This window comes from Pseudomonas sp. NY15354, assembly GCF_048068075.1.
GTDB classification, from domain to species: Bacteria; Pseudomonadota; Gammaproteobacteria; order Pseudomonadales; family Pseudomonadaceae; genus Aquipseudomonas; species Aquipseudomonas guariconensis_C.
Genome location: NZ_JBLUPV010000006.1, coordinates 71,503 through 88,732, shown reverse-complemented (window position 1 = coordinate 88,732; position 17,230 = coordinate 71,503). Strand labels below are relative to the sequence as shown.

Annotated in this window: 14 protein-coding genes; 1 reads left to right on the top strand and 13 read right to left on the bottom strand. The window is 60.8% G+C overall.

All coding sequences use genetic code 11. From position 1 onward, the window contains the following. Positions 1–55 precede the first annotated feature (55 nt). From fliG to ACNFCH_RS08440, 12 genes are all read right to left on the bottom strand, one after another. Positions 56–1,075 carry a flagellar motor switch protein FliG gene (fliG, locus tag ACNFCH_RS08495; RefSeq protein WP_043212764.1) on the bottom strand — a complete coding sequence of 340 codons (1,020 nt, stop codon included), beginning with the start codon at positions 1,073–1,075 and terminating at the stop codon, positions 56–58. After that, positions 1,068–2,846, bottom strand: a complete 1,779-nt coding sequence (fliF, locus tag ACNFCH_RS08490) for a flagellar basal-body MS-ring/collar protein FliF (RefSeq protein ID WP_337157112.1) — start codon at positions 2,844–2,846, stop codon at positions 1,068–1,070. Before fliF ends, fliG begins: the two co-directional genes overlap by 8 nt. Before the next feature lie 14 nt (positions 2,847–2,860). Beyond that, entirely contained in the window at positions 2,861–3,193 is a 333-nt protein-coding gene (gene fliE / locus ACNFCH_RS08485) for a flagellar hook-basal body complex protein FliE (protein ID WP_337157113.1), read from the bottom strand. 105 nt (positions 3,194–3,298) lie between these two features. Continuing rightward, the gene (locus tag ACNFCH_RS08480; protein WP_416742622.1) at positions 3,299–4,660 is read right to left on the bottom strand and encodes a sigma-54-dependent transcriptional regulator; all 1,362 of its coding nucleotides are present in this window, start codon (positions 4,658–4,660) and stop codon (positions 3,299–3,301) included. After that, positions 4,660–5,877, bottom strand: a complete 1,218-nt coding sequence (locus tag ACNFCH_RS08475) for a sensor histidine kinase (protein ID WP_416742661.1) — start codon at positions 5,875–5,877, stop codon at positions 4,660–4,662. The genes ACNFCH_RS08480 and ACNFCH_RS08475 overlap by 1 nt, the downstream gene beginning before the upstream one ends. A gap of 182 nt (positions 5,878–6,059) precedes the next feature. Further along, positions 6,060–7,535 carry a transcriptional regulator FleQ gene (fleQ, locus tag ACNFCH_RS08470; RefSeq protein WP_196164926.1) on the bottom strand — a complete coding sequence of 492 codons (1,476 nt, stop codon included), beginning with the start codon at positions 7,533–7,535 and terminating at the stop codon, positions 6,060–6,062. Between the two features lie 168 nt (positions 7,536–7,703). Continuing rightward, positions 7,704–8,000: a flagellar protein FliT gene (locus tag ACNFCH_RS08465; protein WP_043210877.1), complete on the bottom strand. Its 297-nt coding sequence runs from the start codon at positions 7,998–8,000 to the stop codon at positions 7,704–7,706. A gap of 16 nt (positions 8,001–8,016) precedes the next feature. Next, positions 8,017–8,412: a flagellar export chaperone FliS gene (gene fliS, locus ACNFCH_RS08460; RefSeq protein WP_337157132.1), complete on the bottom strand. Its 396-nt coding sequence runs from the start codon at positions 8,410–8,412 to the stop codon at positions 8,017–8,019. Between the two features lie 137 nt (positions 8,413–8,549). Continuing rightward, the gene (fliD, locus tag ACNFCH_RS08455; protein ID WP_416742621.1) at positions 8,550–9,968 is read right to left on the bottom strand and encodes a flagellar filament capping protein FliD; all 1,419 of its coding nucleotides are present in this window, start codon (positions 9,966–9,968) and stop codon (positions 8,550–8,552) included. A gap of 78 nt (positions 9,969–10,046) precedes the next feature. After that, positions 10,047–10,406 carry a flagellar protein FlaG gene (locus ACNFCH_RS08450; RefSeq protein ID WP_390481627.1) on the bottom strand — a complete coding sequence of 120 codons (360 nt, stop codon included), beginning with the start codon at positions 10,404–10,406 and terminating at the stop codon, positions 10,047–10,049. A 72-nt stretch (positions 10,407–10,478) separates the two neighbouring features. Continuing rightward, complete coding sequence (locus ACNFCH_RS08445) at positions 10,479–11,339, bottom strand: flagellin domain-containing protein (protein ID WP_390481630.1); 861 nt, start codon at positions 11,337–11,339, stop codon at positions 10,479–10,481. Between the two features lie 236 nt (positions 11,340–11,575). Continuing rightward, positions 11,576–12,520, bottom strand: coding sequence for a ketoacyl-ACP synthase III (locus tag ACNFCH_RS08440; RefSeq protein WP_416742660.1), 945 nt, complete (start codon positions 12,518–12,520; stop codon positions 11,576–11,578). A 303-nt stretch (positions 12,521–12,823) separates the two neighbouring features. On the opposite strand from ACNFCH_RS08440, the gene ACNFCH_RS08435 reads away from it, so the two are divergent. Then, positions 12,824–13,603 (top strand): class I SAM-dependent methyltransferase, encoded by a 780-nt coding sequence (locus tag ACNFCH_RS08435; RefSeq protein ID WP_390481635.1) that lies wholly within the window; start codon positions 12,824–12,826, stop codon positions 13,601–13,603. Between the two features lie 71 nt (positions 13,604–13,674). Here the strand turns inward: ACNFCH_RS08435 and ACNFCH_RS08430 are convergent, their stop codons facing one another. Beyond that, entirely contained in the window at positions 13,675–17,175 is a 3,501-nt protein-coding gene (locus ACNFCH_RS08430; RefSeq protein WP_416742620.1) for a glycosyltransferase, read from the bottom strand. Between the last annotated feature and the right edge of the window lie 55 nt (positions 17,176–17,230).

Sequence of the window (17,230 nt, the reverse complement as noted above, 5' to 3'; positions counted from 1 at the left end):
GCCTTCGCGGGCAAACCCGCGCCCACAAGGGGCGGCGCCAGTATCAGCAAACGGCTTAAATCATTTCCTCGGCACCTTTGCCGCCGAGCACGATCTCGCCGGCCTCGGCCATACGCCGTGCGATGGTGAGGATTTCCTTCTGCGCCGTCTCCACGTCGCTGACCCGCACCGGCCCTTTGGCCTCCAGGTCGTCGCGCAGCAGTTCCGAGGCACGCTTGGACATGTTGCGGAAGATCTTGTCCTTGACCTTCTCGTCGGCGCCCTTGAGCGAAACGACCAGCACGTCGGAAGACACTTCGCGCAGCAGCGCCTGGATGCCGCGATCGTCGACATCGGCCAGGTTGTTGAAGACGAACATCAAGTCTTCGATCTGCTCGGACAGGTCGCCGTCGATGTCGCGGATCGCATCCATCAACTGGCCTTCGACCGAACTGTCGAGGAAGTTCATGATGTCCGCGGCGCGCTTGATACCGCCCAGGGTGGTGCGCGCGGCATTGGAGTTGCCGGAGAACTGCTTCTCGAGGATCTGGTTCAGCTCCTTGAGCGCCGCCGGTTGCACGGTATTGAGCGACGAGACGCGCAGGATGATGTCCAGGCGCACCTTGTGATCGAAGTTGCTCAGCACCTCACCGGCCTGGTCGGGATCCAGGTAAGCCACCACGATCGCCTGGATCTGCGGGTGCTCATAGCGGATGACATCGGCCACGGCACGCGGCTCCATCCATTTGAGGCTGTCCAGGCCACTGGTGTTGCCGCCCAGCAGAATGCGGTCGATCAGGCCGTTGGCCTTGTCCTCGCCGAGCGCCTGGTTGAGCATCTTGCGGATATAGCCGTCGGAACCCACGCCTAGGCTGGTCTGGTCGCCGACGATCTCGACGAACTCGCTCATCACCTGCTCGACCTGCTCGCGATGGACGTTGCCCATCTGCGCCATGGCCACGCCGACCCGCTGCACTTCCTTGGGCCCCATGTGTCGCAGGACCTGGGCGGCATCGGTCTCGCCCAGGGAGAGCAGCAGGATCGCCGCTTTGTCGACGCGGCTCAGCTTGGCGGTAACGGCTCGGTTGTCACTCATCGGCGTTGATCCACTCTTTCACGACCTGGGCCACGCGGCCCGGGTCTTCGGCCACGAGGCCTTTGATTGCGTTCAACTGTGCTTCGTAGCCCTCGCTCGGGCTCGGCAACAGAATGCTTTGCGGGCCACCCAGGGTGACGCGGTCGTTGGCCAGTTCGCCATCCAGACCGATCATCCCGCCCAGCTCCATGTCGCTGTCGGTGGCAGCCTGCTTGCCGCCACCTGTGATGTTGTTGAGCACCGGACGCAGCACACCGAACACCAGCACCAGGATGAACACGACGCCCAGCACCTGCTTGACGATGTCCCAGAACCACGGCTGCGAGTAGAACGGGATGTCCGCCAGCTCCGTGCCACGATCAGCGGAGAACGGCACGTTGACCACGGTCACGCTGTCGCCACGACTGGCGTCGAAGCCCACTGCATCCTGGACCAGACGCGTGAAGCGCGCCAGATCCTCGGCGCCCCATGGGGCACGAGTGGTTTCGCCGGTGGCGGCGTCGATCTTGACCTGATCGTCCACGACCACGGCCACCGACAGGCGGGTCAGACGGCCCTGCTGCTGGCGGGTATGGCTGATGGAGCGGTCAAGCTCGAAGTTCTTGGTGGTCTGCTGACGCTTGTCGGCCGGGTATGGCGCAAGCATCGGCTGGCCAGTGGCCGGGTCCATGATCTGCTGGCCATTGGCGTCCACCAGTGGCTGCCCTGGCTGGATCGCACCGGCTGGCGGCGCCGAGGCGGTGGCATTCTCAGGCGCGGAGGCACCGGCTGGCGGCTGGTTGCTCAGGGCACCGGGCACACCTTGCGGGGACTGGCTGCTGGAGCGTTGCTCATTGACCGACTGCTCGCTGCGCAGCGCCGGCTGGTCGGGATTGAACTGCTCTGAGGTGGACTCGACCGCGCTGAAATCGACGTCGGCGGACACCTCGGCCTTGTAACGGTCATTGCCCAGCACCGGCTGCAGGATGTTGTGCACACGCTGGGTCAGCAGGCCTTCCATGCGGCGGCTGTAGTCGAACTGCTTGCCGGCCATGGTCAGCGCGGTGTCCTGCAACTGGTCGGAGAGCAGGTTGCCCTTCTGGTCGACCACGGTCACCTGGGATTTGTCCAATTCAGGCACGCTGGTGGCCACCAGGTTGACGATGGCCATGACCTGCCCAGCCTCCAGGGCACGCCCCGGATACAGCTCGACCAATACCGATGCGCTGGGCTTGCGCTCGTCACGCACGAACACCGAGCTCTTGGGAATGGCCAGGTGAACGCGGGCGGCCTTGACGTTGTTCAGGCTCGACACGGTGCGTGCCAGCTCACCTTCCAGGCCCCGGCGGTAGCGGGTGGCCTCCATGAACTGGCTGGTGCCCAGGCCCTGCTCTTTATCGAGAATCTCGAAACCGATGTTGCCGTCGCTCGGCGCCACGCCGGCGGCGGCCAGCTTCAGGCGCGCACGGGAGAGGTCGTCGGCCTTGACCAGCAGAGCGCCGGAGTTGGGTTCCACGCGATAGCCGATGTCCGCCGAGGCCAGGGTATCCATGACCTGCTTGGCATCCAGGCCCGCCAGGCTGCCGTACAGCGGCCGGTAGTCCGGCTGCTGCGACCAGAGCACCACGGCAAAGCCGATCGCCACGCTCGCGGCCAGCCCGACCAGCAGGCCAACCTGACGCAGCATGGGCATCTGCGAGATGTTTTCCAGGAACGACATACCGAACAGCGGCGGCTTGGGCGCTGGCGGACCACTCTTGGCGGGGGGATTGTCGACGACTGCTTCAGCCATGGCTCACTCTGTCCTCAAACCGGCATCTGCATGATGTCCTGGTACGCCTGGACCAGTTTGTTACGCACTTGGGTCAGGGCCTGGAACGACACGGAAGCCTTTTGCGAAGCGATCATCACGTCAGTCAGGTCAACGCCGCTCTTGCCGATCTCGAAGGCGTTGGACAGCTGGGTCGAGGCCTGCTGTACATCATTGACCTTGCCGATGGCCTGGCCGAGCATGTCGGCGAAGCTGCTCTGGCCTGGGGCCAGCTCAGGCGCGGCAGCGACCTTGGGCTGGGACATGGCTTCGGCCTGCATGGCCCGCATATCCAGCATCAGACGATTGAATTCAACACCTTGGGTCATGGACTTCTTCTCTCCGGCGGCCGCATTTTTTTGACGCTCATGCAGCGAATGGGCTGGAACTAGCAACAAGAGTGCCAGCCCTGCATGCGGCCATTAAAACTGGTTTCAGCCGTACAGGCTGGCTTCGACGTCAAACCCCGCATCGCGCATCTGCGCCAATTTGTAGCGCAGGGTCCGCGGGCTGATGCCCAAGCGCTCGGCGGCTTCCTTGCGGCGCCCACGCTCGGCGCGCAGGGTGTCGATGATCATCTGGAATTCATGGCGACGCATGTCATCGCCCAGCCCGCTGGATTCGACAGGCGTCTCGCTCACTGCCACTGGCGGCACCGACAACGCAATGGCGCCGTCCAGACAGAAATCCGCCGCTTCGATCACCCCGCCCTGCTGGAGGATCAAGGCGCGTTGCAAGGCGTTGTCCAGCTCACGCACGTTACCCGGCCACGGATGCCCCTGCAGGCAGGCACGCGCCTCGGCCGAAAGCCGCACCGGAGCATGCTTCATCTTGGCCACATGGCGCGCCAGCAGGCGCTCGGCCAGCGGCAGAATATCGGCGCTGCGCTCACGCAGGGGGCGCCAGGCGAGCGGGAAGACCGACAGCCGATAGTAGAGGTCTTCACGGAAGCGCCCAGCGGCGACCTCCTCGGCCAAGTCACGGTTGGTGGTCGCCAGCACGCGGATATCCAGGACGATCGGCTTGCGCCCACCCACCCGCTCCACCTCGCGCTCCTGCAGCACGCGCAGGAGCTTGGCCTGCAAGCCCAGGGGCATTTCGGAAATCTCGTCGAGCAACAAGGTGCCACCGTCGGCCTGCTCGAACTTGCCGGCTTGGGCGGCAATGGCACCTGTGAATGCGCCTTTTTCGTGGCCGAACAGCGTGGCTTCGAGCATGTTGTCGGGGATAGCCGCACAGTTGATCGCCACGAAAGGCTGCGCCGCTCGCGGCGACTGCTGATGAATGTAGCGCGCCAGCACCTCCTTGCCGGTCCCGGACTCGCCGGAGATCAGCACGGTCGAGTCGCTGCGCGCCACGCGCGCGGCCAGTTCCAACAATTGCCGGCTGGCCGGCTCGTTTGCCACCGGACCCTCTTCGTCCGCCCCGCCCACGCGTCCAGCAGCATGGCGCTCCACCAGGCTCAGCAGCGCCTTGGGCTCGAACGGCTTGACCAGGTAATCGACCGCGCCCTGGCGCATGGCCTGCACGGCACGCTCTACCGCAGCGTGGGCTGTCATCAGCAATACCGGCAATTGGGGATGCAGGCTACGCAGTTGCGCCAGCAACTGATGCCCATCCATGCCCGGCATGTTCACATCGCTGACCACCAGGCTGAAGGACTCACCGGCCACCGCCTCGAGCGCCTCCTCGCCACTGCCCACCGCACGATAGGCGAAACCGCCAATCTCCAGGGTATCGCCCAAGGCCTGGCGCAGGACACGATCGTCCTCGACCAGCAGCACCTTGATCGCCATCACACCTCTCCCATCGACTGCCCGCCGATCAGCGGCAACATCACATTCACGCACGTTCCCCGGCCGACCTTCGAGCGCAGCCGCACACTGCCCTGGTGCGCCCGTACCACGGCCTTGACCACCGCCAGCCCCAGGCCGGTGCCGGTGGACTTGGTGGTCAGGAAGGGCTCACCCAGACGCGTCAGCAGCTCGGCATCGATACCGCAGCCTGCATCGCTGATGCACAGGTGCAGGACTTGGTCGCGACGATACAGGTGCACCTTCAGGCGCGCCGGCCCGTTGCTGGCCTGCAAAGCGTTCTCGATCACATTGAGCAAGGCACCCACCAAGGTGTCGCGATTGCACAGCAATTCACCGAGATGACTGTCGCATTGCCAGCGCACACTATGGCCCTGCACATGCGGCTGGGCAGCCTGCTGCAAGGCCTGGAACAACGCCTTGGGGCTCACACGGTCGCCCAAGGGCAGCTCGCCTCGGGCGAATACCAGCATGTCGCGGACCTGATGCTCCAGCTCGTGCAGGCGCTCCTTGAGACTGCCAGCGAAGCGCTGGCGGGTTTCCTTGGGCAATTCCTTTTCTTCGTCGGCCAGATGACCGGCATAGAGCATCGCCGCCGATAACGGCGTGCGGATCTGATGGGCAAGTGAAGCGACCATGCGCCCCAGCGAGGACAGCCGCTCGTGGCGGGCCAACTGGTCTTGCAGGCGGCGGGTCTCGGTCAGATCATTGAGCAGCACCAACTGCCCGGGCTCGGCATCGAGCGAGCGCGTGGCGATGGACAGTCGCCGGCCGTCACGCAGCGAGATTTCATGGCCGTCATCCTTGCGCGGGGCGAAGCTGCGGGCGATCACCTGGCGCCAGAGCTCACCGACCAGCGGCTCCCCCAGCAGCTCGCACGCCGCCGGGTTGGCCTCACGCACATAGCCCTGATCGTCGATCACGATCACCCCGCCAGGCAGCAGATCAAGCAGGTTCTGCAAACGATTGGCCAGCCGCTCCTTTTCATCCAGCTCGGCCATGCGCTGGGCGCTGACCACCGCCAGCTCGCCCTTGAGTTGACTGACCCGGGCTTCGAGCAGGCTGTAGGACTCACTGAGCTGGCTGGAAACCTGACTGAACAGGGCGAACGCCTGCTCCAGGCCCTGACGGCTTTCCTGCTCGACCGAGGTGCGACCGTGCGCGTCGGGGGTTCGGGAGATGTGGGCGATCTGGGGCATCATGCTCTCTCGCGTGGCTGACCGTCATAAAACCGGTGTGTTACCAGCGGTGTAGCAATAGCCGTGCCGGGTATAGGGAAATACGGAGGCATTCATCGGGCGATGGCATGCACCGCCGCTCAGGCGCGGGATCGCTCCGCGATGGGCTGCAAAGCAGCCCTTCTTGCGGAGGACAGAAGGCGTCAACCTTCTGCCTGGTCGTCACCTTCTCGACGGCTCATGCCGTACTTGCGCATTTTCTCCACCAGCGTGGTGCGGCGGATACGCAAGCGCTCGGCGGCTCGCGCGACGATACCGTTGGCATCGTCCAATGCTTGCTGGATCAACCCTTGCTCGAGATTGCCCAAATAATCCTTCAGGTCCAACCCCTCGGGTGGCAGCATGGCGCTGCTGGAGAAGCTTGGCGCATGGCCGTTGATCGCCGCGCGCTCTTCCAGGTCGCTGCGCAGGCTGTCGACCATCTGCTCGTCTTCGTCATCGACGTAACGGAATTTCTTCGGCAGCTCGGAAACCCCGATCACCCCGTACGGATGCATGATCGCCATGCGCTCGACCAGGTTGGCCAGTTCACGCACGTTGCCCGGCCAGCCGTGGCGGCACAGGGACATGATCGATGCCGAATTGAAGCGGATCGAGCCGCGCTTCTCGTGCTCCATGCGCGAGATAAGCTCGTTCATCAACAGCGGAATATCCTCGACCCGCTCACGCAGCGGCGCCATCTCGATGGGGAAGACATTCAGGCGGTAGTACAGATCTTCGCGGAAGGTCCCTTCCTCGATCATGGTCTCGAGGTTCTTGTGGGTCGCGGCAATGATGCGCACGTCGATGCTTTGCGTCTTGTTGCTGCCGACACGCTCGAAGGTGCGCTCCTGGAGCACGCGTAGCAGCTTGACCTGCATCGGCAGCGGCATGTCGCCGATCTCATCGAGGAACAAGGTACCGCCGTTGGCCAGCTCGAAACGCCCGGCACGGCTGGTGATGGCCCCAGTGAAGGCGCCCTTCTCATGCCCGAACAGCTCGCTCTCGAGCAACTCTGCCGGAATCGCCCCGCAGTTGACCGGCACGAACGGCGCTTCGCGGCGCTTGGAGTGGTAGTGCAGGTTGCGCGCCACCACCTCCTTGCCGGTGCCGGATTCACCGAGGATCAGCACGCTGGCGTCGGTATCGGCCACCTGCTGCATCATCTGTCGCACATGCTGGATGGCCCGACTGGTGCCGACCAGGCTGCGGAACAGATTGGGTTCGCGCTGGCGACCGCGCTCGCGGGCCTGGTCGTACATCTCGCGGTAGACCTGGGCACGGTGCAGCGAGTCGAGCAACTGGCTGTAGCTCGGCGGCATCTCGAGGTTGAACAGAACGCGGCGGCGTAGGTCTTCCGGGAAGTCCGCGGAAGAAATTTCACCTAAAAGCAGAACCGGAAGGAACTCATCCCACGCAGCCACTGTCTTAAGCAGCCCAAGGACACCCGCCGGAGCATTCACGGTCCCGATCAGTACGCACAGCACATCGCGACTCGACGACAAAGAAGCCACCACCTGCTGCCAATCATGGCTGGAGCAGGAGAGGTTTTCTTCGCCTAGAAAATTCAGGACCACCGCCAGATCGCGGCGGCGTTCGCTGTCGTCATCGATCAGGAGGATCTTGGTTTCACGCCACATGCGTTAGCAACTTCCCTAGTCATTTCGACGCCCGCAGGCGTGCTCGACATCATTCCGACTGAATGATCAGTGCTCGGACGTCTGATTTTGCGAAAACAGTCACTAGTTAAGTCAAAAAAACGCACACAGTCAAATTAATGGCGCGCGATTTTTTGCACCCCTCCAGCGTCAACTGAAGAGATGGTATACCTTTGCGGCATTTTTCGCCTGACGAATCTGCGTCATCTCGTCGACTATCGATTGACGTTCGCCACTTGCAATATCAATAAGTTGCCGATAAACGCCCAGCAACTGCTCTAGGCTGCCCTTTACCGCATCTTCGTTGAGCGAGGCCTCCGCCAGCACGTCATCGACGCAAATTCGGCACTCCAGGTCGAGTTCGCCAATCGCATCCCAATCACGACTGTCCAACGCCGCCAGCAGCGCCTCACGGGTCTGCTCGATACGTTCGATTACCTCGCTCATTGCACCTCTCCCGAAATCAGTCTGCCGGCTGCTGATCGCCGATTGCGTCCCAGCCTTCCTTGACAGTGATGAGCAGACGCGCCACTTCATCGATGATCGCCGGATCGTTCTTGACGTTGGCTTCGATCAGACGGCGGCTCATGTAGCTGTACAGGTTGTCCAGGTCAGCGAGGCTGTCGGCGTGATTTTCCAGATCCAGACCTTCGCGCAGGCCACCGATGATATCGATGGCCTTGCCGATCAGGATGCCGCGCTGAGCGATGTCGTTGCGCGCCATGGCGCCCTTGGCCTGGGCGAGACGATCAAGGCCGCCCTGCATGAGCATTTGTACCAGGCGGTGCGGACTGGCCTCGGAGGTCTGCGCTACACCATTGACTTTCTGGTATTGCCGAAGGGCCAACATCGGGTTCATGGATCTACCTCGTTGCAGCGAAAAAGGTTGCGTATACCTGTGTATCGTCGCGACGTCAAAAAACTTTAGTAGGGAAGCAAAAAGCCCGGCGCGTCGAAAGGGACGCAGCCGGGCTTTTTTTGCCTGAATCAGGAGGGTCAGGATTTCTTGGCCTGGGCGTTAAGTGCCTCGAAGATCGAAGTGATCTGGTCAGCCTGGGCTTTCATCTTGCCCAGGGCGGCATCGAGCGCCACATACTTCTTAGTCAGCGACTCGGTCAGCGACTCAGTGCGACGCTCAAGGGCGGCCTTCTGGTTCGCCAGATCCTTGGCCACCTTGTCCAAGTTGCTCTTGCGTGTATCCAGAGAACCACCGGCCGAGTTGTACGGGTCAACGGCCTTGTTCATGCGCTCGAAGATGCCGTTGGTCCCGGTGAACAGCTCCTGGATCTCAGGACCGAGCTTCTTGTCGTTCATCGCCGCGTTGAACTTGACGGTATTGAACTCCAACGTACCGTCCTTCTGGGTGTTAATACCCAATTGACTGAGCGTGGTGAGCTTGTCGCCAGCACCGGTTTCCGACAGCACTTTGCGCACATCAGCCAGCAGCGAGCGCGTGGTGGGATCGTTAGTCAACGGACCCAGACTCAACTTGTCATTCTCATCACGCGAAGTAGCAGTCAGCGAGGTAACCGCCTTTTGCAGCGTGTTGTAGGCATCCACAAAGGATTGCACGGACTTTTTCAGACCGTCGTTGTCAGCCGCAACGGTGACCTTGGTGCTTGAGGTGATGTTGCCCCCGGAGTCTTTCGGCGAGATACCGGTCAGCTCCAGGCTCAAACCACTGATGGCGTTTTCGACGGTATTGGAAGCACTGGTCAACAACAGGCCGTCGATGGAGAACTTCGCGTCCTGGGCCTTGGCACTGATATAACCAGCACCGCTACCACTCATCTGCCGAGTGCCATCGATCGCCAACTCAGGAATACCACTGACAGAGATATCGCTCCCCGCACCGGTGGTAGTGGAGCCGAACACCAGACGCGAACCGCCCGCCTCGTTGACGATGTTGGCGGTGATGCCGTTGGCACTCATCTCTTTGTTGATTTGATCCCGCACCGTCTGCAGCGTAGCGCCGGCTGCGACGTTGATCTTGTAGGTCTTGCCGCCTTGGCTGATGGTCATCTCACCAGCGGAGATCGACGAAGTAGCACCACCAACGAACTGCTTGCTGGCAACCTTGGAGGCAGTGGCCAGCTGCTCGACCTTGATGTCGTAGCTGCCGGCGACAGCCGTGTTACTCGATTTGATCTTGATGATGCCCTCGTTGGCAGAACTACCAACGAACGCATTGAAGGATGGCGCATCCTTGTCGTTGAGCTTCTTCATGGCATCCTGGAACGCCGTCAGGGCGCTGCGCAGGGCGCCGATACCGGAAATCATCGCCGAGTTGTTGCTGGTCTGGCGAGCGATCTGGTTCGACTTGGCCGCTGTATCGGCATTGACCAGCACCTTGACGATACTGCTGATGTCGAGACCCGAGCCCAGGCCGGTACCGGAAGTTAGTGGGCTTGCCATGCTGTTACCCCTCTCGAAAACACGCCAGACCTGCTCTCGCAGGTTTGACTGGATCACGCCATTGATGTTCGCCGCCGGTCAGACCTTTGCGTCGAACAGAACACTTTTGACATCGCTCAAACTGTGGGCGATCCGCAGAGCCTCTTCCGAGGGCAACTGGCGAATCAGCTCACCTGTTTCACTGGCGATGACCTTGACGACAATCTTGCCGGATTCTTCGTCGGTGGAGAACTCCAGATTGCGCTGGCTCTCCTTCAGAAACTTTTCAATCTCCGAGACAGCGTGCTTGACCTTGTCGGCATCCTGCATCTTGACCTGACCTTGCGGCTTGTCACCATCAGCAGATACTTCAGCCGCCCTAGCAACCGGTTTCTCGGCAACCTGCTCGGCCGGACGTGCGGCCGGGTAAGACAGGTTCAGCTTGACGCTCATGTCCATGTCCACCACCTCACAATGAAAAGGCGGAGGAGCGCCTGGAAAGCACTCCCCCGCCATCAACTACTAGGCAAATTAGCCCAGCAGCTTCAGGACTGCCGATGGCAGCTGGTTGGCTTGCGCCAGAACCGAAGTCGAAGCTTGCTGCAGGGTCTGCTGCTTGGTCAGCTGGGCAGTTTCAGCGGCGAAGTCGGTGTCCTGCACACGGCCACGAGCGGCTTCGGCGTTCTCGTTGATGTTTTGCAGGTTGTTGATGGTGCTGGTCAGACGGTTCTGGCTGGCACCCAGGTCGGCACGGTTGGCGTTGATCGCGTTCAGCGCGTCGTCGATGGCGCTCATGGCAGCGGTGAACGTCTGCTCGGCGGCGGTGGTATTGGCACCAGTGATGCTCTTGCCAGCCAGGGCAGTCAGGGCTGCACCAGTACCGGTGGTCTTCATTGCAGCGCTGAGGCTGATGGTGATCTGGTTGCTGGAGCCGGTGTTGGAACCAACCTGGAAGGTCATCGAGCCAGCGGTACCGTCCAGCAGGTTCTTGCCGTTCAGCTGGGTGCTGTCAGCGATACGGTCGATTTCCTTCAGCATCGACTGGAACTCTTTGTCCAGTGCGTCACGGTCGGTTTGGCTGTTCGAGTCGTTTCGGGACTGGAGGGCTAGTTCACGCATACGCTGCAGGATGTTGGTCTGCTCTTGCATCGCGCCTTCAGCGGTCTGGGCGATGGAGATACCGTCGTTGGCGTTCTTGATAGCCATGGTCTGACCACGGATCTGCGAGGTCATGCGGGTAGCGATCTGCAGGCCGGCGGCGTCGTCTTTGGCGCTGTTGATTTTCAGGCCGGAGGACAGTCGGGTCATCGAAGTGCTGAGTGCGTCGGAAGCACGGTTCAGGTTCTTCTGAACGCCCAGAGAGGTGGTGTTGGTGTTTACAGTCAAAGCCATGACGAATTCCTCGTTGGATTGGGTACTACGGCTTCCGGCCTTGGCAATTCGCCGGGTTGGTGGCCTAGAGAACCTTCGTCATATTTATCGTCGTCAGGGCTGTTTGCTTTAGGGCGATTTTCTTTTTTTTTTGGTGGCATCCTGCCACCCCAATGAATTCAAGGGCTTGGCGCCAGTCTCCCACCATTCAAAAACAAAAAAGCGCTGCCCGATTGCGGGCAGCGCCTGATTGAGCATCAGCAGCGATCAGCATTGCGCTCGATGATCGCAGACCCCCAAGACAACCCGACCCCGAAGCCACTGAGGGCGACGCGCTTGAGCTGCGAACCGATGACATGCTTTTCCAGCAGCAGCGGGATGCTCGACGACACAGTGTTGCCGGTCTCGATCATGTCCTTGACGAACTTCTCACGATGCCGCCCCTCATCGAAACGTTGCGAGACAGCATCGACGATAGCCGCGCTGCCCTGATGCAGACAATACAGGTCGACTTCTTCAGCCTTCAACTGGCTGGCTTCGAGCAGTTGCTGCAAATGTGCCGGCACCTTGACGAGCGCAAAGTTGTAAACTTGGCGACCATTCATGAAGAACTTGCCCTCGGTGGTGCGCAGGTGCTCAGCACCCGCGCCGTCACTACCGAACAGCGATTTACCCAACTGCCATGAAGCTCCCTCGCCCATCCAGGTGGCGGTGGCGGCATCACCGAACAGCATGGTGGTGTTCCGATCCTCAGGATCGACGATCTTCGAATAAGGGTCAGCGGTAATCAGCAGGCCATTCTTCAGCCCAGCAGCCTCCATGAACCCCTTCATCGCGTAAAGGCCATAAACGTAACCGGAGCAGCCAAGCGAGATATCGAAAGCGGCCACTGTAGTAGACAGGCCCAGCTTGTACTGGACGATCGCCGCAGTGTGGGGCAGGCCTTCGGCATCGCCATTCTGGGTGACAACGATCACCACATCGATGGCTGCAGGCTCAAGCGTCGGATTGGCGGCGAACAAGGCCTGGGCGGCCTTGACACTCAGGTCCGAGGTTTCCTGACCGTCGTCCTTGCGCGGCAGGAAGGTCGACCCGATCTTGCCGAAGATGAAATCCTGATCCTTACCGAACTTCGCACCTTGGGCGTAGTTGTCGACACCCTCTACAGGTACGTAACTGGCGATACTTTTGATGCCAATCATTATGGCTTCCCGATGGAAATGGCGAAAATTCACGGGCCTTGCATGCCGCGTCGACGTGGCTGCCCGCTGACTCAATAGATTAGAGATGCGCGTTTTGACTGCCAAGTCACGCCATCATGCACCGCACACCACCGGCTCGACAATCACCCCCGCCCAACGTGGTACCGACACCCTGAATGCCACTAAGGCAACGCAAAAACAGGCACATATCTTGCTTTTCAAGAGCGATCAGGGAGACTCCCTGCTCAACGACACTGCGACCTGCCTTTCGGCAGGCCCTCTTCCACGACAAAGGACACCTCAATGAAGGTCTGCCACGCGTTTCGAGAAAACCTCTACCATCTGCTGGGTGCGATCTTTCAAATCATGGAGAAGCGACCGATCGTCGCTGAACTGGGGGTACTGCGCGGTGAAAATGCGCTAAAGATCCATTCAGCCCTATCACCGGAAAAAATGGTCCTGATCGATAGCTGGAGCAAGGCCGCCAACGACGCCTACAGCCCCTTCGACCAACTGCCGCCATGGGTAGTACCTGTCGACACCTATGACTACTACTATGGCGGCTCCCTGCACAACCAGCAGACCTGGGACAAGCTGTACGAGGAGTGCCGGGCGCGCTTCGAACACCTACCCGAAGTGACAATTATCCGCTCCGAGACCATCGGCGCCATCGACAAGGTCCGACAAGAAACTGACATCGATAAATTCGACCTGGTGTACATCGATGCCAACCACCAGTACGAGTACATCCTGCGCGATCTGATGTACTACCAGGACTTGGTGGCCCAAGACGGCTTCATCATGCTCAACGACTGTTGCCACAGCCCGAACGGCGTCAAACAGAACCTCGGCGTGCTCGAAGCCCTGGGCAGCTTCATCAAACGTTCGGATTTCATCCCGGTCGCCATGACCAATACCGACTGGTCGGACGTCATCCTGGTTCGTAAGAATTCCATGCTTGTCCAACTGATGGACATGGCCCTGGCCAACTCGGACGTTCCATACGTCGAAATCCCCTACCAACTGATTACCGCCGCGCGCGTGGTCTACGGAAGCCAGCGTCACAATATCAGCTTCGCCTGAGCGTCCCTCGCGCAGAACAAAGGCGCTCTGTAGAGCGCCTTTGTTATCGAATGCCGCCAACGCGCGGCTTTTCAATCCGCCAGCCAGGCGCGCCGCCAGTCTTCCAATCGGTGCCCTTCAAGCAACCAGTCGCTGCGCACCATCGATTGCTGGGCATCACCCAGGGCCGCTGAAGCATCACGGTCCTCCAGATGCAGACGGATTGCCCGGACCCAATCGGTGACCTGGTTGCTCACCCGCGACAACGGCAAGATATCCCCACCGGCAAAACCAGCAACCCGGCTGCAGATGACCGACTGGCCGCACGCTGCATGCTGTAGCACGCGCAAATCACCGGAACACGCATTGCTCAGAGTTTCAGCCATGGGCACAAGTGCAATGTCCAGATTCAAGGCTGCCAGGCTGCCTCCAAGGCATTGAGGATCCACAGGCGCGTGATGCTCTTTCAGGTACCTACGCAAGTCAGCCGGGCAATCCCCCAGAACCACCCAGTCGACTTCACTCGCCAGGATCGGCACAACCTCGGCCAGCAGGTGTATATCCTGACACCCCAGCCAGCCTACACGCGGCCTTTCCCCCATCTGACGCTTGCCTTGCAGACGCCCCCACGAAGCAGGCAGCACGTTCTCGAGCACCCGGACATCGTCATGCTGACCATGCAGCAGTTCGGCCAATGCAGCTGTTGAGACCAAAACCCTGTCAGCCTGCAGCACACCTAATCGCAAGCGCTGCTGCAAATTCTCGGCAGACCACTGCCCCCCCCCGCCCCCCTGCAGACCACGATCCAGATCGTAGACCTTGAATGCCTGGGAGAACGCACGCAAGCGACGTAACATCAACAGCCCAGCATCATCCACCGGACGCTGCAACACGATGCTCGATGGGTTGAAACGCTCAATCTCGGCCAGCGACAACGTCCCGGCTATCACTGCCCCATCGATACGCCCCGCGTCGCGCAAAGCCTCCATCGGGTCAAGCAGGCGCGAACGCACAGCGCCTTCCTGATCGAGCACGCAGGCAAGTACCGCAGGCACCACTCCCCTCAGAGGTCGCCAGCTCATGTCGACACCTTGGGCGGCAAACTCCTCGCCAGCACTCAGCGAGAAATTGACGTTGTATGCTGGGTCTGCGGCCAATCGAGGCAACCAGCGCGCATAAAGTGCATCCTCCTGTTCTTCAGTGGCCGGTTCGTCCTGTACAGCATCCAGCAGCAGTCGGACATGTGGTGTCCAGACGTTGAGATAACCGGCCTGAACCAACCTGAGACAGAGGTCCTGCGCCGCCCAACGGGAAAACAAAGGGTCAGTCTCGAACCCACCGAGCTCGATGAATAGCGATCGGCGAACCATCAGGCATTCGCCGCCGACCGCTGAGCAATCCTGATCCAACCCAAGACGCCCCATGTAACCGGAATCCTGCGCCGGCCGCCCCTCGAAAGCACGTCCAACCGTACCTCCCAGTCCCAGCACCAGGGCAGCCTGGCGAACAGCACCGTCCTTGGTCAGCAGCTTGCAACCAACCGCTCCTACCTCCGGGCGCTGCGCATGATTGAGCAACAACTGCAGCCAATCGCCATCGAGCACGGCACTATTGGCATCCAGCCATAGCAGATAGTCGCCGCGGGCCTCCTCCACTGCTGCGTTGCACAATTGTGCGCGTCCATGGCCAGGTTCGAAACGCAGGATCCTGAAGCGCCCCTCTCCCATCTGCCCAACCATCGCCAGCCAATCCAGCAACAGGGGATCTTTACTGCCCGGCTCGACCAGCACTACTTCGTAGTCGGTATAGGTCGTTTGCGCCAGCAGACTCTCGAGACAGCGCTGGAAATGCAACAGCTGCCCCTCCAGGAAGATGATGATGCTGATCGACGCGAGCTGCGGGTGGGCGTAGTCGACACGGTAGCGTCCTGGTGTCGCCGTCAACGGCAGCACCCGGGCGCTGGTATATCCACGGTCGTGCAAATGCGCTTCGATGACTGCGCATTCGTCGGGGCATGCCTGCAGCCGCAAGGGAGTACCGATTAGCAATGGTTCGCAGACATGACCAACGCACTCCAGCCCGCGCTCGCTGAGCAGGCGCAGTTGGAAGTCGAGTTCGAACGCCCGGCCACTGGCCGATCTGAAACCACCCAGCTGGCGCCAGGCATCACATTGGTAGAACCAATGCCGCGAAAGGTGGCCTGGGAAGGCCAGCAACATGTCCAGGTTAAGGTCGGGGCGCAGTGCGGTATCGACAACGTCCTGTTCCTGTTGCAAGGCTTCATCCGCATAGACAGCCAGGCACTGCGCAGGAGCCTGGCCCAGCTCCAACATCGCTAGCATCAAGCCGCTGGCGGTGAATTCGCTGCCAGCATCCACCAACAGGAACCAGTCGCTGAGGCCTACGGACAGACAGGCATCGATTGCCGCAATTGGCCAGGCAGGATCGCAGTGCACCCATTTGACGGTGCTCAATCCGGGCTTCTCCTGCCCCAGAACGCATACCTGAACACCTGGGCACAACCCACGTTCCAAACTGTCCAGCGTGGCAGCCAGCGCCACCGAGTCACCGTTGTCGATTACTAGCACGACAAGGCGCACAGCCGCTGTCGCTGCGGCCAGCCGCCCCTTGATCAACGGCATCTGCTGCGGCCGCGGATAGCGTTGGCGCAACCAATCACGTACACCCATCCGGTTGCCCATGGCCTCACGACGTGCCGCTGCCTGGGTTTTTTCGATGAATACTTCCAACTGTCCCCAGAAAGGCGCCGTTCGCTCGACATAACGCTGCAACGCACCTTCCACACCAGCCTGAGCATGGGCCAGCGCATCCTCACGGTCGAGCATGGCGAAGCCTGTGCTGCCGACGAAGCTGGCCTCGAGAAATGCCTGGTCGATGCCGTGTCCGGGAATGAAGATGACCGGGCATCCACAAAGGACAGCGATCACGCACGTCATCGACCATTCATGGGTGTACATAACCTCCGCCCGCTGGAGCAGCTGCGCCAGCTCCGGCAGCGTCAAGGCATTGGCCATGCTCAGCAGACGGACATCCGCAGGCAGTGCTGAGTAGTCGATAGCCTCCAAGGGGAAGCGATTCTGATAGAGGTATCGCCCCTCGCGTTGAGCGGGCGGCAGCCCGGCACGGAACAGATCGACATCGATGGTGGGCAGGCACAACAAGTCACCGTTCGGATGACCATGATCTTCGGCAATCAGTTTTCCCGAGTAGAACAGTAGATCGCTGGGAGCGGCCTCCATGCTCCGACCATTGATGAAGCCTTCGAAGTTCAACAGGAAACGGGCGACGACAGAACAGCCGAATGGATTGCCCGTGGTGACTTCCGGATAGACCGCGATCGGCACCCGGCCAGCAAGGCCGTGACGCCGACTGTCCTCGTCGTCGAGCAACGGCGTCTTCAGCTCCGGATTGACTACCCGGCCGCCGACGATATACGCCTCCCGACCATTAAGGTTGAGCAGATGACACAGGTAATGGAGCGAGGCGATCCCCGACGAGGTCTCCCGATAATCCGGCGCCATGATGTAGTACGGATGCTCTGGCCGGGCATACATCAGTCGCAGACGCTTCATAGCCTGCTCCAGGCCCGTGCCAGCCTGTACAGAATTCGACATGGGGTGAAAACTC